Source organism: Vreelandella sp. V005 (assembly GCF_052645115.1).
In genome coordinates this window covers 37,954-61,726 of sequence record NZ_JBQXYA010000007.1, presented here as the reverse complement: position 1 = coordinate 61,726, position 23,773 = coordinate 37,954, and the positions used below count along the sequence as shown (strand labels likewise).

Annotated in this window: 24 protein-coding genes; 3 read left to right on the top strand and 21 right to left on the bottom strand. The window is 53.8% G+C overall.

The window, feature by feature from the left end; all coding sequences use genetic code 11:
- The 10 genes from tolB to ACUN8H_RS14975 form a co-directional block, all read right to left on the bottom strand.
- Window positions 1-1,287 (bottom strand): Tol-Pal system beta propeller repeat protein TolB, encoded by a 1,287-nt coding sequence (gene tolB, locus ACUN8H_RS15020; protein ID WP_445532873.1) that lies wholly within the window; start codon window positions 1,285-1,287, stop codon window positions 1-3.
- Window positions 1,287-2,459: a cell envelope integrity protein TolA gene (gene tolA, locus ACUN8H_RS15015; protein ID WP_445532872.1), complete on the bottom strand. Its 1,173-nt coding sequence runs from the start codon at window positions 2,457-2,459 to the stop codon at window positions 1,287-1,289. Before tolA ends, tolB begins: the two co-directional genes overlap by 1 nt.
- 13 nt (window positions 2,460-2,472) lie before the next feature.
- Window positions 2,473-2,910, bottom strand: a complete 438-nt coding sequence (gene tolR, locus ACUN8H_RS15010; protein WP_445532871.1) for a protein TolR — start codon at window positions 2,908-2,910, stop codon at window positions 2,473-2,475.
- An 11-nt stretch (window positions 2,911-2,921) separates the two neighbouring features.
- On the bottom strand, window positions 2,922-3,617 hold the full coding sequence (gene tolQ / locus ACUN8H_RS15005) for a protein TolQ (RefSeq protein WP_445532870.1): 696 nt from the start codon (window positions 3,615-3,617) through the stop codon (window positions 2,922-2,924).
- A 58-nt stretch (window positions 3,618-3,675) separates the two neighbouring features.
- Window positions 3,676-4,089: a tol-pal system-associated acyl-CoA thioesterase gene (gene ybgC, locus ACUN8H_RS15000; protein WP_445532869.1), complete on the bottom strand. Its 414-nt coding sequence runs from the start codon at window positions 4,087-4,089 to the stop codon at window positions 3,676-3,678.
- Window positions 4,086-5,123, bottom strand: coding sequence for a Holliday junction branch migration DNA helicase RuvB (gene ruvB / locus ACUN8H_RS14995; RefSeq protein WP_445532868.1), 1,038 nt, complete (start codon window positions 5,121-5,123; stop codon window positions 4,086-4,088). Before ruvB ends, ybgC begins: the two co-directional genes overlap by 4 nt.
- A 92-nt stretch (window positions 5,124-5,215) precedes the next feature.
- Window positions 5,216-5,824, bottom strand: a complete 609-nt coding sequence (gene ruvA, locus ACUN8H_RS14990) for a Holliday junction branch migration protein RuvA (protein WP_445532867.1) — start codon at window positions 5,822-5,824, stop codon at window positions 5,216-5,218.
- A gap of 114 nt (window positions 5,825-5,938) precedes the next feature.
- Entirely contained in the window at window positions 5,939-6,502 is a 564-nt protein-coding gene (gene ruvC / locus ACUN8H_RS14985) for a crossover junction endodeoxyribonuclease RuvC (RefSeq protein WP_445532866.1), read from the bottom strand.
- Between the two features lie 76 nt (window positions 6,503-6,578).
- On the bottom strand, window positions 6,579-8,360 hold the full coding sequence (aspS, locus tag ACUN8H_RS14980; protein ID WP_445532865.1) for an aspartate--tRNA ligase: 1,782 nt from the start codon (window positions 8,358-8,360) through the stop codon (window positions 6,579-6,581).
- A 65-nt stretch (window positions 8,361-8,425) separates the two neighbouring features.
- Window positions 8,426-8,725, bottom strand: coding sequence for an FmdB family zinc ribbon protein (locus ACUN8H_RS14975; protein WP_445532864.1), 300 nt, complete (start codon window positions 8,723-8,725; stop codon window positions 8,426-8,428).
- Between the two features lie 237 nt (window positions 8,726-8,962).
- Here ACUN8H_RS14975 and ACUN8H_RS14970 point away from each other — a divergent pair, with 237 nt between their 5' ends.
- Window positions 8,963-9,901 carry a D-2-hydroxyacid dehydrogenase gene (locus ACUN8H_RS14970; RefSeq protein WP_445532863.1) on the top strand — a complete coding sequence of 313 codons (939 nt, stop codon included), beginning with the start codon at window positions 8,963-8,965 and terminating at the stop codon, window positions 9,899-9,901.
- A 56-nt stretch (window positions 9,902-9,957) separates the two neighbouring features.
- On the opposite strand, the gene ACUN8H_RS14965 is transcribed toward ACUN8H_RS14970, so the two are convergent.
- The gene (locus ACUN8H_RS14965) at window positions 9,958-10,233 is read right to left on the bottom strand and encodes an acylphosphatase (RefSeq protein ID WP_445532862.1); all 276 of its coding nucleotides are present in this window, start codon (window positions 10,231-10,233) and stop codon (window positions 9,958-9,960) included.
- A gap of 20 nt (window positions 10,234-10,253) precedes the next feature.
- Window positions 10,254-11,156: a YihY/virulence factor BrkB family protein gene (locus ACUN8H_RS14960; protein WP_445532861.1), complete on the bottom strand. Its 903-nt coding sequence runs from the start codon at window positions 11,154-11,156 to the stop codon at window positions 10,254-10,256.
- A 142-nt stretch (window positions 11,157-11,298) separates the two neighbouring features.
- Here ACUN8H_RS14960 and ACUN8H_RS14955 point away from each other — a divergent pair, with 142 nt between their 5' ends.
- The gene (locus tag ACUN8H_RS14955) at window positions 11,299-12,393 is read left to right on the top strand and encodes a bifunctional nicotinamide-nucleotide adenylyltransferase/Nudix hydroxylase (protein WP_445532860.1); all 1,095 of its coding nucleotides are present in this window, start codon (window positions 11,299-11,301) and stop codon (window positions 12,391-12,393) included.
- 54 nt (window positions 12,394-12,447) lie between these two features.
- On the opposite strand, the gene ACUN8H_RS14950 is transcribed toward ACUN8H_RS14955, so the two are convergent.
- The 7 genes from ACUN8H_RS14950 to ACUN8H_RS14920 form a co-directional block, all read right to left on the bottom strand.
- Window positions 12,448-13,365 (bottom strand): LysR substrate-binding domain-containing protein, encoded by a 918-nt coding sequence (locus ACUN8H_RS14950; RefSeq protein ID WP_445532859.1) that lies wholly within the window; start codon window positions 13,363-13,365, stop codon window positions 12,448-12,450.
- Between the two features lie 59 nt (window positions 13,366-13,424).
- Window positions 13,425-14,843: a cardiolipin synthase gene (cls, locus tag ACUN8H_RS14945; RefSeq protein WP_445532858.1), complete on the bottom strand. Its 1,419-nt coding sequence runs from the start codon at window positions 14,841-14,843 to the stop codon at window positions 13,425-13,427.
- 108 nt (window positions 14,844-14,951) lie between these two features.
- Window positions 14,952-16,457: a fumarate hydratase gene (locus ACUN8H_RS14940; RefSeq protein WP_445532857.1), complete on the bottom strand. Its 1,506-nt coding sequence runs from the start codon at window positions 16,455-16,457 to the stop codon at window positions 14,952-14,954.
- A 221-nt stretch (window positions 16,458-16,678) separates the two neighbouring features.
- A complete protein-coding gene (gene nei, locus ACUN8H_RS14935) occupies window positions 16,679-17,509 on the bottom strand; it encodes an endonuclease VIII (RefSeq protein WP_445532856.1) in 831 nt (276 codons plus the stop codon).
- A gap of 4 nt (window positions 17,510-17,513) precedes the next feature.
- Window positions 17,514-19,538 (bottom strand): excinuclease ABC subunit UvrB, encoded by a 2,025-nt coding sequence (uvrB, locus tag ACUN8H_RS14930; protein WP_290694249.1) that lies wholly within the window; start codon window positions 19,536-19,538, stop codon window positions 17,514-17,516.
- A 36-nt stretch (window positions 19,539-19,574) separates the two neighbouring features.
- On the bottom strand, window positions 19,575-19,982 hold the full coding sequence (locus ACUN8H_RS14925; RefSeq protein WP_445532855.1) for an OsmC family protein: 408 nt from the start codon (window positions 19,980-19,982) through the stop codon (window positions 19,575-19,577).
- Window positions 19,982-20,179 (bottom strand): hypothetical protein, encoded by a 198-nt coding sequence (locus tag ACUN8H_RS14920; RefSeq protein WP_445532854.1) that lies wholly within the window; start codon window positions 20,177-20,179, stop codon window positions 19,982-19,984. Before ACUN8H_RS14920 ends, ACUN8H_RS14925 begins: the two co-directional genes overlap by 1 nt.
- A gap of 172 nt (window positions 20,180-20,351) precedes the next feature.
- Between ACUN8H_RS14920 and ygfZ the strand changes: the two genes are divergently transcribed.
- Complete coding sequence (ygfZ, locus tag ACUN8H_RS14915; protein WP_445532853.1) at window positions 20,352-21,338, top strand: CAF17-like 4Fe-4S cluster assembly/insertion protein YgfZ; 987 nt, start codon at window positions 20,352-20,354, stop codon at window positions 21,336-21,338.
- A 6-nt stretch (window positions 21,339-21,344) separates the two neighbouring features.
- Here ygfZ and ACUN8H_RS14910 read toward each other — a convergent pair whose 3' ends face one another.
- Window positions 21,345-22,112, bottom strand: a complete 768-nt coding sequence (locus tag ACUN8H_RS14910) for a TatD family hydrolase (RefSeq protein WP_445532852.1) — start codon at window positions 22,110-22,112, stop codon at window positions 21,345-21,347.
- 8 nt (window positions 22,113-22,120) lie between these two features.
- On the bottom strand, window positions 22,121-23,710 hold the full coding sequence (locus ACUN8H_RS14905) for a peptide chain release factor 3 (RefSeq protein ID WP_445532851.1): 1,590 nt from the start codon (window positions 23,708-23,710) through the stop codon (window positions 22,121-22,123).
- Window positions 23,711-23,773 lie beyond the last annotated feature (63 nt).

Genomic DNA, 23,773 nt, shown 5'->3' with positions numbered 1-23,773 from the left:
TCAATTTAAGAAGGGTGACCAAGCTGGGTCACGTACATCGCCCTGTGCTGATGGCAGTCTAAAGGAAGAGCGACCATCGGCAGAAACAGCACTTAGCACCCCGCTGTTACCCTGTTGGGTAGCGAAGATTACCATGGTCCCGTTCGGCGCAACACTAGGAGATTCATCTCTTGTCGATTCACTTAAAACTACTAAGCGATCACCGCTTACATCTTGCCTTGCCACTTGATAGCCACGGCTAGAGCGGTGAATCAAGAATATCTGTTCACCGTCTGGTGAGTAGCGTCCCCGGGCATTGTAATTACCGGTAAACGTTATGCGCTCAGCATCTCCACCACCCATTGAGTACTGATAAAGTTGCGGACCACCGCTGCGGTCAGAGGTAAACAGCAAGCTGCGTCCATCTGGCGCCCAAGCGGGCTCAGTGTCAATGCTGTTGTTATTGGTAATTCGCTCTACTGAACGGTTAGCCACATCCATGATATAAATTTCTGGCTGGCCATCTTTTGAGAGCGACATCGCAATACGGCGTCCATCGGGCGACCATGCTGGTGCACCGTTGATACCGTCAAACGAGGTTGCCATAACACGCTGCCCAGTGGCGACATCCTGGATATAGATAGCCGGACGCTCCGTTTCAAAAGATACGTAGGCAAGCTTGGTGCCGTCTGGAGACCAAGCGGGTGACATGATGGGCTCATCAGAGGTCAATACTTGCTCGCTGCGGCGCCCATCTGCGTCGGCAACGTACAAGCCGAACTGCATATTGTCGCCAATACCCTGGGCAGTGACGTAAGCGATTTTGGTTGAGAAAGCACCACGAATATCGGTGATCTCTTCAAAAATTTGATCGCTAATGTAATGAGCGGCACCACGCAAGTCATTGCCTCTTACGGTGACGGTTTCGCCAATCATCCGGCGCTGGCCGCTAATATCCATCAGCTCAAACTGTATTTCGAAGCCACCGCTGGTTTGCGCTGCACGGCCAACGACCAAGTAGCGTACGTCTAGTGACCGCCAGGTCCCGAACTCAACATCATCGGATTGACTAGGCTGTTCAAACATGGCGCTACGCGCTAACGGGTCGAAATAACCACTGCGCTCAAGGTCATCTTGAACAATTTGGGCGACGTCCTCCGGCATTCCCTCTGAACCCGCAAACGGTACCACGCCAATAGGCAGCGCTTGATCGCTTCCTCGCGTAATTTCAATGGTTAGGTTGGCACTTGCCACACTACTCACTAGGAGTAGTGCACAGAATAACCATACTTTGCTCAAACTTTGCATCAGCGAACATCTCCCGGGGTAAATCGCAGATTAAACTGACGTAAATTACGCTGCTGATCCGCTGGTAAGTCTCGCAACTCACCAAACGGTGCAGCATGTTCAACAGCCTGCATGACAGACCGATCAAAAGCACTATCGCCACTGGATGTCACGATCGACGTTGCCAATAATTCCCCAGACGGCCCTAGCCTAACTTGTAGGGTAGCACTCATCGAATCACTTGCACCGGCCGGAATCAACCATGCCTGTTCAACCGCACGACGGACAATATTGATAAAACTATTGGCCGCCTGTTCCGCTTGCTGAGCATTAGCGGCCGCTTCGGCCTCCCCTGCCAACTGGCGTTGCATCGCCGCCTCGGCGGCTTCCGCAGCTTGGCGCTGACGCTCTGCCTCGGCCTCGCGACGCTGCTGCTCTTCGGCTTCACGTTGGCGCTGGGCTTCTGCCTCACGTTCTCGCTGAGCCGCTTCCTCTTCACGAAGACGCTGCTCTTCGGCTTCGCGTTGACGCTCGGCTTCTTCCTTTTCGCGGCGCTGCTGCTCTGCTGCTTCACGTTGGCGTTCGGCTTCTTCCGCTTCACGCCGCTGCTGTTCTTCTGCTTCACGCTGGCGTTCAGCTTCCGCCTCTGCCTGGCGCTGCTGCTCCGCCGCCTCTTGCTGGCGACGCGCCTCTTCCACCTCACGCTGTCGTTCAGCTACGGCTTCGGCCTCTGCCTCACGCTCAGCGGCTTCAGCGGCCTGCTGTTCAGCTTGTTCAGCCGCCTCAGCAGCGCGACGCTGTGCTTCTGCTTCCGCGGCCTCACGCGCCGCTTCTAATGCTTGCGCCTCCGCCTCCGCTTCCGCTGCTTGCTGAGCAGCCTCTTCGGCTGCTTGTTGTTCGGCGGCAGCTTGCGCTTCACTGGCCGAAGGTTCGTCTGGCGCATCGGGTTCCGCAGGCGCTTCAGCAGGCGCATTCATCGCCGCTTGCTGTTCCGTTGCCTGCTGGGCCTGATCAGTAAAGGTTTCGGTACTCACCAGTGTGGCCTGAACGATGGATGAACTATCAGGCTCGGCGTTGCGAGTCGGCAAACTGATCAAGCTAAATAAGACGATCGCGACGTGCACACCAATCGCCAGGACAGTTGGCCACTTATAGCCAACATCTTGAGGATCGCGCGGGGAGTTTACTACCATGTGCGCGCTACCTTTACCCATCTTGCGGCGGCTCAGAAAGCAGCCCCACGTTAGCTACACCAGCGCCTTGCAATGTACTCATCAGGACAACAATTTGTCCGTAAGCTACATTGCGGTCACCGCGTACCATCACCGGCGTGCCGGGGCGGCGTTCAAGGATAGTGGTGACACGCACCGCCATTTCATCCAGCGAGACGGCGTTCGAGTCTTCACCCAGGGTGATGAAGTATCCTCCCTCGCTATCAACCGAAATGACGATTGGGTCGTTGTCTTCCTGCGTTTCAATGGGCTGGGAAGTAACTTGTGGCAGTTCCACTTGTACGCCCTGGGTTAACATGGGCGCGGTAATCATAAACACAACGAGCAGTACCAGCATGACATCAATGAAAGGAACCACATTGATCTCACCCATTGGTTTGCTTTTACCACTGCGATTGAAAGGTCCTTGCATGGCTGTCTCCCTTAATCCGCGCTTGGCTTGCCGTCACGACCTTGCAAATTACGGTGCAGGATAGCGTGAAACTCCTCGGCAAAATCTTCATATTTACCGAGTAAGCGAGAAGATGTATTGGATAAGCGGTTATAAAAAATGACCGCTGGGATAGCCGCAAACAAGCCCATGGCCGTGGCAATCAGAGCCTCAGCAATCCAGGGTGCCACTGTTGCAAGGGTCGCTTGTTGGGTTAATGACAGGGCCTGGAATGACCCCATAATGCCCCATACGGTGCCGAATAACCCAATATAAGGGCTTGCCGATGCTACCGTAGCCAGAAACACCAAATGCTGGGTCAAGCGATCCTCCTCCCGTGACCAGGCAACACGCATGCTTCGCTGTACGCCTTCCAAAACGGTATCTGCATCGCGGGTTTTAGGCATCAGGCGGTTAAACTCGCGAAAACCCGCTTGAAAAATATGCTCGGCACCATGACGCGGATCATCGGCAGGGATTTCACGATAGAGTTCATTTAAGTCGACACCCGACCAAAAAGACTCCTCAAACTGGTTGTACTCTTGCTTGGCGCGGCGCAATGCAATGCTGCGCTGGAAAATTACTACCCAAGAGAGAACCGACCCCACCAACAGTAGCAACATCACCAGCTGCACAACCGTGCTGGCATTCATTATCAAGTGGGGAATGGACATGGTGTTATCGTTCACAGGTGCCCTCATCAATCTATTAGGGTCGGTATTGCCGACGCAGTGAGTGACCTCTTGGTTAAGAGGCCCGGGTCAAAATTTTCAACGAAGCTGGCCATGCTTTAGGCCGCAGACGCTCAGCGCTTAAGCAGGCTATCTCGACTGTGGCTGAACAGAGGAGTTCCACTCCACGCCAAACTTGCTGCTCAAAGGTCATCCGGCAGCGCCCAATATCGATGACATGAGCGCTAATTTCCAGGACATCATCCAGGCGAGCCGGTTTCGCGTAATGACAGGCCAAGCGGTATACCACTAGCTGTGTACCTTCGTCTAGCAGCGTTTGTTGATCAAGCCCCAGTTGGCGCAGCCATTCGCTGCGCGCGCGTTCCATAAACTTCAAGTAGTTAACGTAGTAGACAATACCACCTGCGTCAGTATCTTCCATATAAACACGCAGCGGCAGACGGTAATCCTGGTCAATCGGTATACTCAAGGACGACGCTCCCCTTCCATATCGGTCGCTTGATCGTGAGGTACACGGTCAAAATGCAGCCACGCCTGGCGAGTCACGACGCGCCCGCGTGGCGTGCGCATTATCAAGCCTTGCTGAATTAGATAGGGCTCAATGACATCCTCGATTGTATCGCGCTCTTCACTGATGGCAGCTGATAGCGAATCGATCCCCACCGGTCCACCATCGAATTTATCGATCATGGCCAGCAGTAACCGCCGATCCATATGATCCAAGCCGTGGTGATCCACATTGAGCATATTAAGCGCCGCATCAGCCATGGTGACATCGACCACGCCGTTGCCTTTCATTTCTGCGTAATCACGTACGCGACGTAACAGCCGGTTAGCGATTCGCGGCGTTCCACGCGAGCGGCGGGCGACTTCGATCGCCCCGTCATGGCTGGTTTCAACACCTAGCAGGCGCGCAGAGCGCGAAACGATTTCGGTCAGCTCTTCGAGGTTGTAAAACTCGAGCCGCTGGACGATGCCAAACCGATCTCGCAATGGCGAGGTCAATAAACCGGCCCGGGTGGTTGCGCCCACTAGCGTAAAGCGGGGCAAGTCCAATTTGATAGAGCGCGCAGCCGGACCTTCGCCAATCATAATATCCAGCTGAAAATCTTCCATGGCCGGGTAAAGCACTTCCTCGACCACCGGTGAGAGGCGATGAATTTCATCGATAAAGAGCACGTCGCCGGGCTCCAGGTTAGTCAGCATGGCGGCCAGATCCCCTGCCCGCTCAAGTACCGGTCCTGAAGTGGACTTCATACCCACGCCCATCTCGGTGGCAATGATATGTGCAAGAGTCGTTTTACCCAGACCAGGAGGGCCGAATACCAGGGTGTGATCCAGGCTCTCATCGCGCAGTCGTGCGGCGCCAATAAAGATTTCCAACTGCTCCCGGACACGCGGTTGGCCAATATAGTCGTCCAGCCGCTTAGGGCGAATCGCGTAATCAATCCGCCCTTCTCCCTGTTCAGGCTCAGCGGCAATTAGCCGATCGTGTTCTAGCATAAGTGCTCTTCTTTAAGGCGATTCAAAAGGTCTATTCACCAAGGTCTATCCGCTATCCGCAATTGTATCCTGATACCGCTGCCTGCTTAGCCTTAACCACTCATGCGTTGGGTGAGTGCCGCTTTGATTAGCGCTTCGGTAGACTGATTGGGGTCAATGTCTGCCAACATTTTCGATGCCTCCGTAAGCTTGTACCCCAAGCTTACTAAGGCGGCTTCTGCATCGGCAAGGTTATCGCGGGCAGGCATGCGGCCATTGGTGGACTCAAGAGGCAGTAGCACATTGCTACCATCTTCCCACTCAGGGAAACGGTCCCGCATTTCAATGATCAGACGCTCAGCCGTTTTTTTACCCACGCCTGGCAATTTCGTGAGCGCTTTACTGTCGTCGTCACGCACACAGCGCATAAAGGCGTCCTCATCCATCCCCGATAGAATGGCGAGTGCGAGTTTGGGTCCTACACCATTGACCTTGATCAGTGCGCGGAAGAGTGCACGTTCGTGCTCACGGCCAAAGCCATAGAGTAAGTGGGCATCATCACGAATGGTTAAATGGGTAAATAAGGAAACGCTTTCGTTGATGGCTGGCAGGGCAACCAGCGTATTCATCGAGGTTTCCAGTTCGTAACCTACCCCATGAACGTCGATCACAATCCAGGGAGGTTGCTTTGCCACTAGCTGTCCACTCAGACGTCCAATCATAAAGTCACTCAAACTGATGTGAAAAAAGGTAATAAAAAACAGGTAACAACCGTCGCTTACTATAAAGCGACTCTGTACAGGTGACCAGTAGTTCAGTCACAAGCAGAGAAAGGCTTACAAACGCCAGCGCCCGGTGGAGCGTCGGCGAGCCCGCGCTGGTGCGGCAGGTAGGCCAGGGCTGCTAAAGGCAGAACCACTAAATGCATGCGTTAACGCAATCGCCAGCGCATCAGCCGCATCGGCTTGGGGAGTGGCGGAAAGCTGCAAGATTGCCGTCACCATGTGCTGAACCTGCTCTTTGTCAGCACCACCCTGCCCGGTGACCGCTTGCTTGATTTGCCTTGCCGCGTACTCAGCAAGGCCTAGCCCATGATTGGCGATACACACCAGTGCCACGCCGCGCGCCTGACCCAATTTCAAGGCAGAGTCAGGGTTTTTGGCCATAAACACCCGCTCGATCGCCACCTGGCTAGGCTGATGCAAGCCAACGACTTCACTAAGACCTGCATAAATTTGTGCCAAGCGTTGTTCTAGCGCGCCCTCTGCGGTTCGGATACAGCCACTTGCCACATAGCAAGGTTTGACACCGACCATGTCGATGACGCCATACCCTGTCACACGAGATCCTGGGTCAATGCCCAGAATCCGAATAGGGCTGGCAGACTTTAGTTCATCCATGTCGTCGAAACTCATTAGGGCTTTATACAAAAACACCGACGCCGGAGCGTCGGTGCTATGCACTCAACTAACCATTTTATTCGGTGGCAGTTTCTGGCTTGGCTTTCTGCCGTAGACGGATATTCAGGTCTTTCAATTGCTCGGGGCTCACTTCGCCCGGTGCATTGGTCATCAAGCAAGCAGCGCTTTGGGTTTTCGGGAAAGCAATCACTTCGCGGATAGTCTTAGCGCCGACCATCAGCATGACCAAGCGATCCAGGCCAAAGGCCAAACCACCATGGGGCGGCGCGCCGTACTGCAGCGCATCCAGCAGGAATCCGAATTTCTCTTGAGCTTCTGCTTTACCGATGCCCAGGATCTCAAACACGGTGCTCTGCATGGTCTGGTCGTGAATACGAATGGAGCCACCGCCCAATTCAGTACCGTTGAGCACCATATCGTAAGCGCGAGACAGTGCGTTCGCAGGGTCCGCTTTCAGCTCTTCCGGTGTGCAAGAAGGCGCAGTGAACGGGTGGTGAAGCGGGCTAAGGCGGCCGTTGTCGTCGGCTTCAAACATCGGGAAGTCGACGACCCATAGCGGCGCCCATTCCTGAGTGTAAAGCTCCAGATCAGCGCCTAGCTTAACGCGTAGCGCACCAATGGCTTCGTTGACGATGCGGGTTTTATCCGCACCAAAGAAGATAATGTCGCCATCTTCAGCGCTCACCCGGTCGAGTAACTCTTCAACGATGTTTTCCATGAACTTAACGATCGGTGACTGCAGACCCTCGAGCCCTTTAGCACGCTCGTTGACCTTGATCCACGCCAAGCCCTTGGCACCATAAATGCCGACAAACTTGGTGTATTCGTCGATCTCTTTACGCGATAACTTGGCGCCACCGGATACTTTCAATGCCGCGACACGACCATCATCAGCGCTGGCTGGGCCAGAGAAGACTTTGAAATCGACTTGCTGCATCAGATCGTCGACATCGGTTAATTCGAGCGGGATGCGCAGATCCGGCTTATCCGAGCCGAAACGATCCATCGCTTCCTGCCAAGTCATGCGAGGGAATTCAGGCAATTCAGCGTTAAGCACATCTTGGAAAAGCTGACGAATCATGGATTCCGTAATGCCCATGATGTCGCTCTCTTCCACGAATGACGCTTCGATATCGATCTGAGTAAACTCAGGTTGGCGATCGGCGCGCAGGTCTTCATCGCGGAAACACTTGGCAATTTGGTAATAACGGTCAAAACCAGCCACCATCAACAGCTGTTTAAACAACTGCGGCGACTGTGGCAGTGCAAAGAAACTGCCCGCGTGGGTACGGCTAGGTACCAAGTAGTCGCGTGCGCCTTCTGGCGTGGCGCGCGTGAGTACCGGTGTTTCGATATCGAGGAAGCCTTGGCTTTCCAGATAAGCACGTACGTTGTGAGAAATGCTCGAACGCAGGCGTAGCTTCTCGATCATATCGGGGCGACGAAGATCGATATAACGGTGCTTTAAGCGCACCTCTTCACCCACCTTGCCATGTTCGTCCAGCTGGAAAGGCGGTGTAATGGCCGTATTGAGAACTTCCACCTCTTTCGCCAGCACTTCAATCATACCCGTAGGCATGTTGGGATTTTGGGTACCTTCAGGACGCAGCCGTACGCGACCAGTGATACGCAGGACATACTCACTGCGGGCACGGTCGGCATTAGCGAACGCCTCGGCGGTATCAGGGTCGACCACGAATTGAGCGATGCCATCGCGATCGCGCATGTCGAGGAAAATAACCCCACCGTGATCACGGCGGCGGTGAACCCACCCGCATACCGTCACTGTTTGATCCACCAAAGTTTCGTTTAGCTGGCCGCAATAATGGCTGCGCATGTCAAATCCTGTTCTGTTACGTGGCAATTAAAATGTCGCGGGCGTCCCGACCCTGACTGCCGCAGTTATGCTGCGGCGCCTTTGTCACTGGGAGTAACGCTCTTGGGAGTAGCACTGGAATCGCTTGATTTAGCAGTATCTGAAGAGGCAGTCTTACCTTCAGCGACCAAGTTCTTTTTGCTACCCGTTTTAAAATCGGTTTCGTACCAACCGCCGCCAGCCAAGCGGAAGCCCGCCGCCGAGACTAGCCTCTCCAAGCCTTCGCTCTGGCAGGCGGGACAATCCTTCAACGGATCGGCGCTAATTTTTTGCAATTTTTCTAGGCGATGGCCACAGGCCTTGCACTCATATTCATAGATGGGCATGTTATTGGCTCCTAAAAAGCTCAACCCTGACAGATTCAGTACTGACAGACACAGTCCTGGAAAACCAAGTGCTGAAAGAAAAGAACAGTGGCGAACACAAACGCTGCCAGGCAACCAATATGTGGCCTGTCGAAATAAATTCCAAGGCTGCGGTTGATAAAGCGCCGCCATTATACCCTTTTGTGACCCCTGCCGAGCAAGGTTATGCAGCCTTCGGCAGTTAATGGAGAGAATAAAATGCCGCATGCCGTCATATTAGACGCACAAAGCCTAGGCCCTGGGATAGATTTAAGCGCTATAAGGGAGTCGGTCACACACCTAGAGGTGTTTGAGCAAAGCACCACGCAGCAGACGCTTGAGCGCTTAACAAAAGCGGACATTGCCATAGTTAACAAGGTAGTACTGGACGCTGAAACGTTGCGGCAACTGCCTAATCTAAAACTGATATGCGTGCTCGCCACGGGGCTCAATAATATCGATCTCGAAACGGCAAAAGCGCAAAATATCGAGGTTAAAAACGTAGCTGCTTACGGTACCGCCAGCGTGTCGCAGCATACATTGATGCTGATACTCGCCTTGGCTAATCGTCTTCCCCGCTATCAACGCGATATCGCGGCTGGCGAATGGCAGCGCAGCGACTTTTTTTGTTTGCAGGATTACCCAACGCTGCAGCTGTCCGACAAGCATTTGGTCATGGTGGGGCAAGGTGAACTGGGCACAGAAGTGGCGCGGCTGGCGGAAGCGTTCGGCATGCGCGTGACGTTTGCGGCTAGGCCAGGCAACGAAGCCAACGACCAGCGCCCCGCACTGGACGACCTGCTAACCGACGCTGACGTAATTAGCTTGCACTGCCCCCTCAGTGACGCCACCAAGCATTTGATTAATCGAGAGCGCCTGGCCAGGGCCAAACCGTCTTTACTGTTGGTTAACTGTGCTCGCGGCGGGGTTATCGACGAAGTCGCTGCACTTGAAGCATTACGCCGCGGCCAATTGGGTGGTTTGGGCGTTGATGTACTGCCCGCAGAACCGCCTAAAGAGGGCCATCCGCTATTAGAAGCGCTCAGTGAGCCGCTCAACCTAATTGTTACGCCTCACAATGCCTGGATTACCCCCGAAGCCCGGCAGAATATTGTCAGCCTTACGGCTAATAATATCCGCGCATGGAAAAGCGCCTAAGCAGGGGGATTACGTTCTTTCTTGCCAGTACTAGGACTTCACTAGGCTCGAGTCACCTAGTGAGTAGCGAAATGGCTAGGGGCGCGACAATCATCCAGCACGTCAAGCTCGACGTGGGTGACTTGCGCCCCTTCTGGGCCTTGCCATAGCCATTCACTTAGCAGCTTGACCGCGTCTGAGTGACCACACATCAGCACTTCAACACGACCGTCCGGCAGGTTCTTAGCGTAACCGGTGAGGCTGTGCTGAAGCGCTTTCTCTTGGGTCGCCCGGCGAAACCATACGCCTTGCACCTTACCCGTGACCAAGGCACGTACGCAGCAATCCGTCATGCTCTCCTCCTCACTATCCGTTATTGAACATACTCTTGCTTGATCAACACGGCGCTGTTACGCGGAATCAGAGGGTGCCCACGGCGCAATAGCAGAGAACGCGTAAACGCTGCGCCAAACAGCAATATCAAGGAGCTGTAATACACCCATAGCAGTATCATCACCACTGACCCTGCAGCACCGTAGGTGGAAGCGGTGGCGGTATAAGCCAAATAAATCGCGATAACGCTGCGACCCAGCGTAAACAGCACGGCAGTCACCACTGCGCCTATGAGCACATCTTTCCAGCGCAACACCACGTCGGGAAGCACTTTAAAGATAGTCGCAAATAGCAGGGTCACCATAGCAACTGAAATGAGCGATTCAAGTGAGGTCGTAAACAGGCTAGCGAAGGGTAATAAGTTGTCTGCAGCAATCAACATGCCACGCAGCACTACCCCAAGCACCAACGATACCAGCAGTATAAAGCCGATAGACAGAACCACGGTTAGCGAAAGTAAGCGGCTTTTGATAAATCTCAACGCACTGTTAGAGGTAGGCTTTGCCGTTACACCCCAAATGGTATTGAGCGAAAACTGCATTTGCGCAAAGACAGTTGTTGCACCCACCATGAGCGCGCCTACTCCTAACAGCGTAGGCAACAGGCCCGACTCTTCGATTCTCGACTGTGCAACGGCTTCCTGAATGGCAATGGCGGCATCAACGCCTAACGTGCCCTGTAACTGAGCGACTATTTGCCCCTGAGCGGCCTCTTCTCCCATCACCACACCGATTACCGTGACGGCGATGATAATCGTCGGTGCCAATGAGAAAAGCGTATAAAACGCAAGCGAACCCGCATAGCTAAACGCATTGCGTTCCAGCCATAATGAAGTGGCGTCTTGGGTGACTTGCCACCAAAAATTAGCCGTACGTTTTATCATGTCCACTCCCTGTGTCTTAGTATTAAGACAAATTTTAAGCGTTATCAATAGGCTGTTTTCTCTAGCATACCTAACCACAGCGTTTAGCGCAGTTTTCTGGTAGGTTAACTTTTTGATATCAGCACACCAAAAGGAAGCTTGGATGGCCACCGATATTGCGTGCTCCACGACTGCTTGCGATTTCGACTGCTTAGTGTTTATCGGGCGCTTCCAACCGCCTCACCTCGGGCACTTAGCGATTATTCGTGAAGCGCTGAAACGCGCACGGCAGGTGATCATACTGGTGGGCTCAGCATGGCAGGCCCGCTCATTACGCAACCCGTGGCGATTCGATGAGCGGCAAGCCATGCTTCGTGCAGCCTTTGATGATGGTGACAATCAACGGTTAGAGATAACCCCGCTACTGGATGCGCTTTACAACGATGACGTTTGGGTACGAGACGTGCAGCGCAAAGTGCGTGATTTGGCCGCCCCCGTTAATGCTCGTCTGCCCCGCATTGGGTTGATTGGAGCCAGCCGCGGGCAATCAAGCTACTACCTTTCCCTGTTTCCACAGTGGGAGTCGGTGAGTGTGCCATTGGTGGAAGGTATTTCCGCCAGCCAAATTCGGGAGCGCCTGTTTCGTTCGCCTAGCGCCGCAGAAGATTACTTAGGCACCGGTGCCTACCATGACTTGCCTAACGGCGTCGTCGAACGGGTAAAACGTTTTTGCCATGCAAGCGACTATCAGCGCCTGCTCGAAGAACAGCAGTTATTAGACCAATACCGCCAGGGGTGGGCTCATGCCCCCTACCCACCTATCTTTGTGACGGTAAATGCGGTTGTGGTGCAATCAGGCCATGTCCTGCTGGCACGGCGGACAGCGGCACCGGGTAAAGGGCTTTACGCCCTGCCAGGCGGGTTTATTCATCCCAATGAGCGTTTACTCGATGCCTGTTTGCGCGAGCTTCGCGAGCGCATACGGTTGAAGGTGCCTGAACCGGTACTTAAGGGCTCATTGCGTGGCCAGCACCTATTTGACGAGCCCCATCGCAGTTGGCGAGGCCGTACCTTGGCAGAAGCGTTCTACTTTGCGCTGCGCCCCGACCAACAGTTACCCCGTTTGAAGCCTGTGAAAGGCGGTGATCATGCGCGTTGGGTGGCGCTGGCGGATCTTGAGCCTGAAAGCTTGTTTGAAGACCACTTTTTTATTATTCAAAACTTTCTCGGTTTACCTGCCGATTTTAGCAATAATTGAGTACTCACGTGAAAAACACCCGCCCGGTTGAAATATGACTGGGCTATGGATGAACTATGCCTGCAGGAAATCGCGGGGCAATTTCATCATTTGCCGCCATAAACGCTCGACACCGGGTTTATGCACCATTGAACATCGGTATAAGCGAATTTCCAAAGGAATGTCCCAGCTTTGGTCTCCTGCCCTGACCAAGCGACCGCTTTTCAGCTCTTCACGAATACAAAAATCCGGTATCCAGGCAACACCTACTCCCTGCAGCACCATGCCTTTTAAGCCTTCAGCCATTGCCGTTTCATACACGGTACGCAGCTTCATTCGCAATGGGTCATTCTTGAGCAGCATGCGTACGCTTCTCCCCAAAAACGCGCCCTGCGTATACGAAAGATAAGGAATGGAAGTGTCATGCTGAAGAGAAAATTTGGTCTTGCCGTGGGCATCCGGCAGCGAGACGGGCAGCATGTTGACCTTCCCGATCGAGAACGAAGGAAACACTTCGGCATCGAGCTGCATGGTGGCAAAAGGGTCGTAATAAGCGAGCATTAGGTCGCAATTGCCTTCGCGCAGCACATGAATTGCCTCACCCACGTTCATGGCTACCAATCGCGTCGGTAATTCGCCTAAGCCTTGCTGTAAACGGGAAATCCAGGGCGGGTAAAAGCTGAGTGCTAAAGAGTGAGCAGCGACAATATCCAGCGCTTCGTTGGCAATCGACAGGCCTCGCAAATGGCTAAGTGACTCATTTAACTGTTCGACTAGGTTTCGGGCAGTCACCAAAAACAACTGCCCTTCTGGCGTTAGTCCAACGGGGGTAGTCGAACGATCCACCAAGGTGACATCAACCGCCTGTTCCAACGCTCGTATGCGGCGACTAAACGCTGGCTGTGTCACGTGCCGCTGGCGGGCTGACGCTGAGAAACTGCGTGTATTGGCGAGTGCGACAAAATCTTCTAGCCATTTTGTTTCAAGATTCACCCCAAGACTCCTTGTCTCACCCTTTGCTCACGCATTTTGATTCCTTTGAGATTATTTAACTACTGTACCGGCGCCATTAAATAAGCCGCCCGTGAAACCACCTTCAGCCACAGTGAGCGCTGGTTAATTTCATCAATGCTGACACGGCGACACTGTGCGAAATCATTTTCAAGCATGGTCTCTACGCTGGCAGCAAACGCCTGACTGGGAATGAACGCAGTGATTTCAAAATTCAAGCGAAATGAACGGTTATCCAGATTTACCGTGCCCACTGTTGCTGCATCGTTGTCAATGAGTATTACTTTTTGGTGAAGAAAACCAGGAAGATAACGGTATATTTTAACACCTGCTCTTAACATGTCCGGTAAGAAAGAGAACGCTGACAGAAAAACCAACAAATGATCGGGCCGCTCGGGAATCATCACCCGTACGTCTACTCCGCGCATTGCCGCTAATCGCAGTGCATCTTGAACGCCTTGGTCGGGTACAAAATAAGGGCTGGTCACCCAAAGCCGTTGCTTTGCGCTATGGATAACCTGTTGCACCAGCAGACTGGCCGTATCCTGACGATCCGCAGGCCCAGAAGGTACGATAACCACATGGTGGTTGGTTGACGCTGACGTTTCGGCCATCCAGTTTAAGCTAATCACTTCATCAGTGGCCCAGTGCCAATCTTCCCAAAATGCTTCCTGTAAACCGAGTACACTTGGTCCTTCAAGCTTCAAGTGTGTATCTCGCCAGGCGCCATGGCGGGGATCTTCGCCTAAATACTCGACCCCTATGTTAAAGCCACCGACCCACCCCTCTTTGCCGTCGATCACGGTGACTTTGCGGTGGTTGCGGAAATTAAGCTGAAAACGGTGCTTTAAACCACGTGATGAGCGAAACGCGCTTACCGACACCCCGTCATTGGTCAAGTCGGTGAGATAACCTTCGTTTAATTTACGGCTCCCTACCTCATCGTAAAGGAAATAGACGCGGACGCCGCGTTGCGCAGCACGTTGCAAATGTTGCTTTAAGCGCTGTCCCAGTGCATCACTGCGAACGATAAAAAACTGTATCAGGACGTACTGCTCTGCTCGGTCAATACCGTCAAAAAGGCTTTCAAAGGTCGCAGGGCCATCGATAAGCAGCGTGGCATGGTTACCATGGGTTAAGGGCATCATGGCAAGTTGCTCCACCGCTTGGATATCCGCATTATTGGAGGGCGCTACGAAAGATTCTATGTTGGCACGATAACGCACCAGCACGCGGCGTAGCACAGTGTCCCGCTGCCCCCGCGCCGAGACATAGCCATAAAATCTCGGCCGACCAAAAAACCAGTAAGCAGGCAGTGCCACGTAAGGGAAAGTAAGCAGCGATATAATCCACGCAACGGCCCCCTGGGAGGTGCGGCTGGACATTAAGGCCATAATCGCCGAAACGATTCCCAACAGGTGAATCAGTAAAATACTGGTCCCAAGCAACCAGGAGGTCATAGCCACGTCCTTATAAAGCCCTCACAAAGAACAAGGCCTCGCCGTCAGCGAGGCCTTTATGCGCTTAAAACCTAGGCGTTCAAAGCCTAAGCAACCTTACCACTTTTACTACGCTGACTGAGCAATAATCTCTTTCCACTTGGCAGGGCCTGTTTGATGGACCGACGTACCCTGGCTATCGACAGCCACCGTCACGGGCATATCTTCTACCTCGAATTCGTAGATCGCCTCCATGCCTAGATCTTCAAAGCCCACTACCCGCGATTTCTTAATCGCTTGAGCTACCAGGTAAGCCGAGCCACCCACAGCCATCAGATATACCGCTTCGTTATCGCGGATGGCTTCTATGGCACTTTGTCCACGCTCTGCCTTACCTACCATGCCTAACAGGCCGGTCTCTTCCAACATGGTGCGGGTAAATTTATCCATTCGTGTGGCGGTCGTTGGACCAGCGGGCCCCACCACCTCATCACCGACCGGATCAACCGGGCCCACGTAATAAATAAAGCGCCCTTTCATGTCAACAGGCAGCGGCTCACCTTTGGCTAGCATGTCTACCATGCGCTTATGGGCAGCGTCGCGGCCGGTTAACAGTTTACCGTTCAACAGCAACGTATCGCCTGGCTGCCAGGTTTTGACTTCAGCGGGTGTCACGGTATCAAGATTGACACGCTTGACGTTATCGCCTGCCTCGCGAGTGATTTCCGGCCAGTCCTCCAGCTTCGGCGCTTTTAAGGCCGCAGGGCCTGAACCATCCAGCGTAAAATGGGCATGACGCGTCGCCGCACAGTTGGGAATAATCGCGACGGGCTTATTGGCCGCATGGGTCGGATAATCTTTCACTTTGATATCGAGCACGGTGGTTAAACCGCCTAGCCCTTGGGCGCCTATGCCGCTCTTATTAACCTTATCAAACAGCTCCAGGCGTATTTCTTCGGCGCGATTGCTGGGGCCGCGGGCCTGCAGATCCTGGATATCGATAGGATCCAGCAGCGCTTCTTTGGCAATCATCATCGCTTTTTCAGCGGTGCCGCCAATGCCAATGCCCAGCATTCCAGGCGGACACCAGCCCGCGCCCATCTTAGGCAGTTGCTCCATTACCCAATCCACGACGCTATCGGAAGGGTTAAGCATGGCAAATTTAGACTTGGCTTCACTACCACCGCCCTTAGCGGCCACGTGAATTTCCACACTGTTACCAGGCACAATTTGGTGATGGATAATGGCGGGAGTATTGTCTTTGGTATTCGCACGTTTGCCGTCAGGGTCAGCCAGTACCGAGGCGCGCAGGACGTTATCAGGCAGCAGATAGGCACGACGAACACCTTCGTTGATCATGTCGTCCAGGCTCATGTCCGCTTCCCAGGTCACGTTCATACCCACGTGAACAAACACGGTAACGATGCCGGTGTCCTGACAAATCGGGCGATGCCCAGTAGCGCACATACGCGAATTGATCAGAATTTGCGCAATCGCATCTTTCGCAGCGGGATTCTCTTCACGCTCGTAGGCGGCCGCCATGGCATCAATAAAATCTTTAGGATGATAGTAAGAGATGTACTGTAGAGCATCGGCAACGCTTTGAATAACGTCGTCCTGGCGAATCACGGTCATGGACTAACAGCTCCTAGGTTATCGTCTAGTCAGCGGCATTCTTGCGCAAAGGCGCAAGTGCCGTCTTAGCGTGACGCCAGTATACCGTATTGACCTTCCGCCGGCAGCACCTCCTCTGTCTCGACTTGGTTGACGTGGCTATTTCGTTGATGATTTTTTAAGGCGAGCAAGATAACAGTATAAATATTTGGTTTGGACGAAGACATTGACTAATTAACAGGCTATCCCTTGGCTTGGGATTGGCACTTCGGACAATAATAGAGCCTGCGCGATCCCACCATTTGGCGCTCGATGACCGACCCACAGCGGTGGCACTCAAGTCCGGCTCGATCGAACACTGCAAAACGCCACTGCTTGCGTGATTCGCCCGCTGCTTTAGCCTGCTCAATCCACGCTTCTGCATTGGTTACGCCGGCGGTTTGGTAAGCTCGCCGAGTCGTCTCGATAATTGAGCGTGCAAGGGACTGCTGCTGCCTTGGGGTGAGGTCTACTGGCCGCGCGCTGGCGGGCAATTGAGTAAAAAAGAGAATTTCAGAGCGCAGATAATTGCCCAGCCCTGCCACTAACCCTTGATCAAGCAGCAGTGCGCCCAAGCTGCGCTGGTAAAAACGCTTTAGTTGCAACCGCTGAAGGACATCCGCGGGGGTTACTTCCTGGCTTAATAAGTCAGGCCCTAAACGAGCCAAAAAAGGGTGTTCGGCGAGGTTATCGCTATGCCAAAGCGATATATCTGAAGCGCTGTAAAGGCTAGCACAGCGCCCTTCTGCCGTTAGCCGAACGCGTAACGTGCGTTTCGTGGCGGGCGGTTTATCCTCGCTATGAAGCTTCCAAACACCATAGAGCTGATTATGGGAGTAAAGCACGCGCTCATCAGCAAACCGGATCAGCATCGCTTTGCCACGCGTGTCTACCCGTGCCACCTGAACGCCAATAAAAGAGTCTGCCTGGCTTGCAAGCTCTGGAAAGGCAAACCAGGCTTTTTCAATGACCCGCCCGCCTATCTGCTGCGCTACACGGTCTGCCGCACGCCGGATTTCTGGGCCTTCGGGCATCCCGTTAGCCCAGCGCCAGCTGTTTTTCTTTCATTTGATGGAGCTGGTCACGTAGTCGCGCGGCTTCCTCGAACTCCAGGTTTTGCGCAGCTTCAAACATGGCATCTTCGAGCTTGCTGATCGCCCCCAACAGATCCTGCTTGTTCATGGTGGACACATCGTACTCGGCGCTATTTTCCGCCACTTTGCGTTCGTTGCCGCGCCGACGGCTGCTTTTCTTGCCGGGCGCCTGGGCGGCTTCAAGGATATCAGCCACCGAACGTGTGACCGTCGTGGGCGTAATACCGTGCTCCACGTTGTGCTCAGTTTGCTTCGCCCGGCGACGTTCGGTTTCATCAATGGCTTTGCGCATTGAGTCAGTAATGCGGTCGCCATACAGAATCGCCTTACCGTGCGCGTTACGGGCAGCCCGACCAATGGTCTGTATCAGCGAGCGCTCCGCACGTAAAAAGCCCTCTTTATCGGCATCTAAAATGGCCACCAGCGAGACTTCGGGAATATCTAATCCTTCACGCAACAGGTTAATGCCCACCAGCACATCAAACTTACCCAAACGGAGGTCGCGAATGATCTCGACACGCTCAACGGTATCGATATCCGAGTGCAGGTAACGAACCCGTATACCGTGCTCATCAAAGTACTCGGTCAGGTCTTCCGCCATGCGTTTGGTGAGCGTGGTGACCAACACCCGCTCGCCCACCGCCGTGCGCAGGCCAATCTCCGAAAGCAAATCATCAACCTGGGTGCTGGCCGGGCGCACCTCGATTTCAGGATCCAGCAGTCCCGTGGGGCGCACTACCTGCTCAACGGTTTGACTAGCATGCTCGCCTTCATAGCGGCCAGGGGTGGCAGAAACAAAAATAGTTTGGGGGGAAATCGCCTCCCACTCTTCAAACTTCATGGGCCGGTTATCTAGCGCTGAAGGCAACCGGAAACCGTACTCCACTAAGGTCTCTTTCCGTGAACGGTCGCCTTTGTACATGCCGCCTACCTGGGGCACGCTGACGTGCGACTCATCAATAAACAGCAGTGCGTCATCGGGCAAGTAATCAAAAAATGTCGGCGGTGGCTCGCCAGGGGCACGACCGGATAGATAACGTGAGTAGTTTTCAATGCCGTTGCAGTACCCCAGCTCCAACATCATCTCAATATCGTAGAGCGTGCGCTGTTCCAGGCGCTGCGCTTCAACCAAGCGCTCATGCTTGCGCATCCACTCAAGTCGCTGCTTAAGCTCTTCTTTAATGGCATCAATGGCGCCAAGAATGGTTTCCCGTGGCGTCACGTAGTGTGATTTAGGATAAATCGTCATGCGCGGTACCTCGCCCTTGACGGCCCCCGTTAGCGGGTCGAACAGGCGAATCGTATCAATCTCGCTATCGAACAACTCCACACGCACCGCTTCTTCATCGGAGTCGGCGGGGAAGATATCAATCACGTCTCCGCGGACGCGATAAGTACCGCGCCGAAAATCCATGTCGTTACGGGTGTATTGCAGCTCGGCTAGCCGGCGCAGGAACGCGCGCTGGTCGATCAGCTCACCTCGCGTAAAGTGGAGGCGCATCTTTAGATACTGATCCGGGTCACCCAGACCGTAGATAGCTGAAACAGAGACGACGATCAGCGCATCGCGGCGTTCCAGCAGTGCCTTAGTGGCGGAGAGACGCATCTGCTCAATATGATCATTGATGGAGGCATCTTTCTCGATAAAGGTATCAGAGGAAGGCACATAGGCTTCCGGTTGGTAGTAATCGTAGTAAGAAACGAAATACTCCACCGCGTTATCCGGGAAAAACGCCTTGAACTCACCATACAATTGGGCCGCCAGGGTCTTATTGGGCGCCATCACAATCGTCGGACGTTGTTGCTGCTCAACGATATTGGCCATGGTGAAGGTTTTGCCGGAGCCCGTCACGCCGAGGAGCGTTTGGTGGGCAAGCCCAGATTCCAGGCCACTAATCAGCCCTTTAATGGCGGCAGGCTGATCACCGGCAGGCTGAAATTTTGACTGTAATCGAAAGGCTTTGCTCATCGGTACTCCAAAAAGGGGAAACGGGATAAGTGGTAACTAAACAAGTCGTGTCGCGATCTCAACCGTCGATTCCGTCATTAATCGCTGAATCGGACAGCGGTGGCTGATTTCTTCAAGCCTGGCGCGCTGTTCAGGGTCGTGAATACCGTGCAAAGTTAGCGCGACTTCCAGCCGATACAGGCCTTTCCTTTCCTGACTATCATCACGCTGTACCGTGGCGGTCACGCCTTCAAGTGGCCATCCCTTGCGCTTGGCATACATTTTTACCGTGATAGCCTTGCACGTGCCCAGGGCAATATCGAAGTAGTCGTGAGGATCAGGCGCGCTCCCCTCGCCGCCAACGACGGGGGGCACATCGGCGTACAAATCCTCCAGCCCATCGACTTTTACACACTGTCTGAAGGCATGATTACGTTCGCTAATAACGGTAATGGGGATATGCATTAGGATACCTTGACGCCAAGCTTGAGTTTTTCAATGGCGTTGATGAGCGATTCGCGCTTTGCTCGGCCTTCTACGTCGGCGCCGTGGCGCCCCACTTCGGCGCTTTCTACGCCATCAAGCATCATGAGCGCGGTGGTAATTTTGTTCACCTGCTCGACCGATTTAACACCCTGGAACGTTAATGATTGCTGCGCCATACCGTTTCCCTGCCTATTGACCTATGCAAGACTCCTGCGAAGGAAGGAGTCTAGCACGCTAATAGTGCCTTGCAATTAATGCTCAATGCCCACACTTAAAGGCACTACGACACACATTTCTGCCCGCATGCTTACCATGGCAAGCATCTCACTATTTTGATCAGGAGTTTTTATGGCGACCGTTACCTCAAGCAATGCCGCCCTTGGCAGCGTCCGCCTTACTCACCTAGCGGCACTGGACGTAAAAGGCGCCGATGCAGAAAAGTTTCTCCAAGGGCAGACGAGCGCGCAGGTCAGTCTGGCCAATGGGCACTTTGCGCCACTAACCTGCTTTTGCACGCCGAAAGGGCGCATGCTGGCCAACGCCCAGTTGCTGCTCATGGGGGACGACCATTACCGACTGCTGTTAAGTAGCACCCTCTTAGATAGCCTAGCCAATCATCTTAAAAAATTCGCCGCTTTCTATAAGGTTGAACTGACGGCCCTACCCAATCTCACTTTCATTGGCACCGACGGCAATCACCAAGCATTGACTGACCAACTTGGCCTGAACCTTTCTGAGCAGAACCTTCCTGAGCAGATTGGCACCCACACCAGCAGCGAGCAGGTTTTTGCACTGCGTTACCCCGGTAAGACACCACGTTGGCTGGTATGTTTCGATAACGCTATCCACGCTGACGAACTATCGATCTCGGACGACGATACGCATCGCAACGCATGGCAACTTGAAGATATTCGCAGCGGCTTAGCGTGGCTGACCGACGCGCAGCAGGATCACTTTTTACCGCAAATGCTCAATTGGGAAGCCTTGGGCGGGATTAGCTTTAAGAAAGGCTGCTATACCGGTCAGGAAGTCGTTGCGCGGGCCCACTTTCGCGGTCAGGTAAAAAAGCGTCTGCTGCCTATCAGTATTGAGACGGCTACACTACCGGAGGTAGGCGCCAGCCTTACGAACGGGGACGATAAAGCGGTGGGCGAAGTGGTGGTCAGCGCCATCAACGAGCAAGGTGGCGTCGAACTGCTTGCGGTGATGAGCACTAAGGTCACCGAAGAAACAGTGCCGCTCTTTTTAGCGGGGGCACCTGCGTCTCTGTTACCGCTGCCCTATACGATCGAGCGGGTTGACCCTGAGCAGTTGGCAGTACGCCTCAACGGCTAGCATTTGCTAAGCGTTAGGTAAGCCAAAAAGCGTCGTGGCGGTGTGGCTGCTCAAGCGCGCGACTTGTTCCTCCGTTTGGCCGCGCAGGGTAGCCACTATTTGGCATACCTGTGCCACCCGACAGGGCTCATTCCGCCTGCCCTGGTAGCCACTAAGCGGCATATCAGGGCTGTCGGTCTCCAGTACGAACGCATCATCAGGCAGTGCTTTAACGGTTCGCTGCAGCCGTTTGGCACGCTCATAAGTGACCGCGCCGCCCAGTCCCAACTTGAACCCCAAATCGAGAAACTTCTCCGCCTGCTCAAGAGAGCCTGAGAAGGCGTGAATTAATCCAGCTTGAGGTAACGCAAGTTGGCGAAGTCGCTTGGCGACCTTATCGTTAGCATGAACACAGTGCACCACTACCGGCAGAGAGTGATGCTTTGCGAGCTTTAACTGGGCATCAAAATAGTGCCATTGGGCATCCAGCGTGTCGCTAAAGCGACCATCAATACCACACTCGCCTAGTGCAACAACCTCAGGGTGCTTGCTCAAGGTTTGGTCGAGCGCCTCGATGTCGGCCTCTTGATGCTGCTGAATAAAGTACGGGTGAAGCCCTAGGCACACAGCAGTGTCACCCCGCTCGCCCAGCGCCAGCACGTGTTGCCAGCGGGTACGGGTGGTACCTGGCACCACAAAACGCGCTACACCCGCCGCCTTGGCAGACTCAAATACCTCAGCGCGGTCAGGATCGAACTGAGAGAAATCGAGATGGCAATGCGCATCAATCAACATAGCAATGCTTAGTGTTCACGAGTGGGTTGGAAGCGAATGTCCGGCCAGCGCTCCTGGGTCATCTGCAGGTTAACTCGGGTTGGCGCGATATAGGTAAGGTAGCCCCCACCATCAATTGCCAGGTTAGCACTGGCCTTGCGCTTAAACTCTTCGAGCTTTTTAGCATCCTTACAATAGACCCAGCGGGCAGTCTGCACGTTGACGCCTTCGTAGAGGCAATCGACCTTGTACTCTTCTTTCAAGCGATGCGCGACCACGTCAAACTGTAGCGTACCCACCGCGCCGAGAATCAGATCGTTATTATCCATCGGCATAAAGACCTGGGTTGCACCCTCTTCAGACAGTTGCTGCAAGCCTTTTTGAAGCGCTTTCATTTTTAACGGATCTTTCAGCCTTACCCGCTTGAAGAGCTCTGGAGCAAAGTGAGGTATACCGGTAAAGCGCATATCCTCACCAACAGTGAAAGTATCGCCAATCTGAATGGTACCGTGATTGTGCAGACCGATAATGTCACCAGGCCACGCTTCTTCCACCTGCGAGCGGTCAGAGGCCATGAAGGTCAGCGCATCAGCAATTTTGACATCCTTGCCAATGCGTACGTGGCGCATCTTCATGTTTTTTTCGTATTTGCCCGAGCAGACGCGTAAGAATGCGATGCGGTCGCGATGGTTGGGGTCCATATTGGCCTGGATTTTAAACACAAACCCGGTGAAGCGATCATCTTCAGAAGTCACCACTCGGGTATCGGTTTCATGGGCCTGGGGCGGTGGCGCGTATTCAACAAAGCCATCCAGCATTTCACGTACCCCGAAGTTACCCATCGCGGTGCCGAAATAGACCGGTGAAAGCTCGCCGCAACGGTAAGCCTCCAGATCAAACTCATGAGACGCGCCGCGCACCAACTCCACTTCCATGCGCAGCTCTTCCGCCTGCTCTTCCCCTAGCACAGCATCGACTTCGGGATTATCTAAGCCTTCGATGCGCTTATCTTCAGGGATTCGGCTACCCTGCCCCTGAGTGTAAAGATGGACCACGTCATTGTAGAGGTGATAAACGCCCTTGAAGTGGCGCCCCATACCAATCGGCCAAGTCATCGGCGCGCACTGAATATTGAGTACCGTTTCAACCTCATCCATCACCTCAATAGGGTCGCGAATGTCACGGTCCATTTTATTGATAAAGGTGAGGATGGGCGTTGTCCGCAGACGACACACTTCCATCAGTTTAATGGTGCGGTCTTCAACACCCTTAGCGCCGTCGATCACCATCAGTGCCGAGTCAACCGCCGTGAGCGTACGATAAGTATCTTCAGAAAAGTCTTCGTGACCTGGGGTATCCAGCAAGTTGACGATGCGCCCACCGTAGGGAAACTGCATCACCGAGGTTGTCACCGAAATTCCCCGCTCCTGCTCCATCTTCATCCAGTCAGACGTCGCGTGGCGATCATTACGTTTGCTTTTGACCGAGCCTGCTAACTGAATGGCGTTGCCAAATAGCAGCATTTTTTCGGTGATCGTGGTTTTACCGGCGTCCGGGTGCGAGATAATAGCGAAGGTCCTGCGAAGCTCTGCTTCACGGGCTAATTGAGTCTCTTTCATTATGCCTCTTCAAATATAGGTACCCAGCGCAGCACTCCAACACTTGGCCACCGCGCGTTAAGC

Bases quoted from the DNA above. Each gene is read 5' to 3' on its own strand.
- cls (WP_445532858.1), bottom strand. From the start codon at position 14,843: ATGACCTCCTGGTTGCTTGGGACCAGTATTTTACTGATTCACCTGTTG.
- ACUN8H_RS14910 (WP_445532852.1), bottom strand. From the start codon at position 22,112: ATGTTGATTGATGCGCATTGCCATCTCGATTTCTCTCAGTTCGATCCT.
- ruvC (WP_445532866.1), bottom strand. From the start codon at position 6,502: ATGGATGAACTAAAGTCTGCCAGCCCTATTCGGATTCTGGGCATTGAC.
- nei (WP_445532856.1), bottom strand. From the start codon at position 17,509: ATGCCCGAAGGCCCAGAAATCCGGCGTGCGGCAGACCGTGTAGCGCAG.
- tolA (WP_445532872.1), bottom strand. From the start codon at position 2,459: ATGGTAGTAAACTCCCCGCGCGATCCTCAAGATGTTGGCTATAAGTGG.
- ACUN8H_RS14965 (WP_445532862.1), bottom strand. From the start codon at position 10,233: ATGACGGATTGCTGCGTACGTGCCTTGGTCACGGGTAAGGTGCAAGGC.
- tolR (WP_445532871.1), bottom strand. From the start codon at position 2,910: ATGCAAGGACCTTTCAATCGCAGTGGTAAAAGCAAACCAATGGGTGAG.
- ruvB (WP_445532868.1), bottom strand. From the start codon at position 5,123: ATGCTAGAACACGATCGGCTAATTGCCGCTGAGCCTGAACAGGGAGAA.
- ACUN8H_RS14955 (WP_445532860.1), top strand. From the start codon at position 11,299: ATGGCCACCGATATTGCGTGCTCCACGACTGCTTGCGATTTCGACTGC.
- ACUN8H_RS14940 (WP_445532857.1), bottom strand. From the start codon at position 16,457: ATGACCGTGATTCGCCAGGACGACGTTATTCAAAGCGTTGCCGATGCT.
- ACUN8H_RS14960 (WP_445532861.1), bottom strand. From the start codon at position 11,156: ATGATAAAACGTACGGCTAATTTTTGGTGGCAAGTCACCCAAGACGCC.
- ACUN8H_RS14925 (WP_445532855.1), bottom strand. From the start codon at position 19,982: ATGCATATCCCCATTACCGTTATTAGCGAACGTAATCATGCCTTCAGA.
- ygfZ (WP_445532853.1), top strand. From the start codon at position 20,352: ATGGCGACCGTTACCTCAAGCAATGCCGCCCTTGGCAGCGTCCGCCTT.
- ACUN8H_RS14970 (WP_445532863.1), top strand. From the start codon at position 8,963: ATGCCGCATGCCGTCATATTAGACGCACAAAGCCTAGGCCCTGGGATA.
- ACUN8H_RS14920 (WP_445532854.1), bottom strand. From the start codon at position 20,179: ATGGCGCAGCAATCATTAACGTTCCAGGGTGTTAAATCGGTCGAGCAG.
- aspS (WP_445532865.1), bottom strand. From the start codon at position 8,360: ATGCGCAGCCATTATTGCGGCCAGCTAAACGAAACTTTGGTGGATCAA.
- ACUN8H_RS14905 (WP_445532851.1), bottom strand. From the start codon at position 23,710: ATGAAAGAGACTCAATTAGCCCGTGAAGCAGAGCTTCGCAGGACCTTC.
- ACUN8H_RS14975 (WP_445532864.1), bottom strand. From the start codon at position 8,725: ATGCCCATCTATGAATATGAGTGCAAGGCCTGTGGCCATCGCCTAGAA.
- tolB (WP_445532873.1), bottom strand. From the start codon at position 1,287: ATGCAAAGTTTGAGCAAAGTATGGTTATTCTGTGCACTACTCCTAGTG.
- uvrB (WP_290694249.1), bottom strand. From the start codon at position 19,538: ATGAGCAAAGCCTTTCGATTACAGTCAAAATTTCAGCCTGCCGGTGAT.
- ruvA (WP_445532867.1), bottom strand. From the start codon at position 5,824: ATGATTGGACGTCTGAGTGGACAGCTAGTGGCAAAGCAACCTCCCTGG.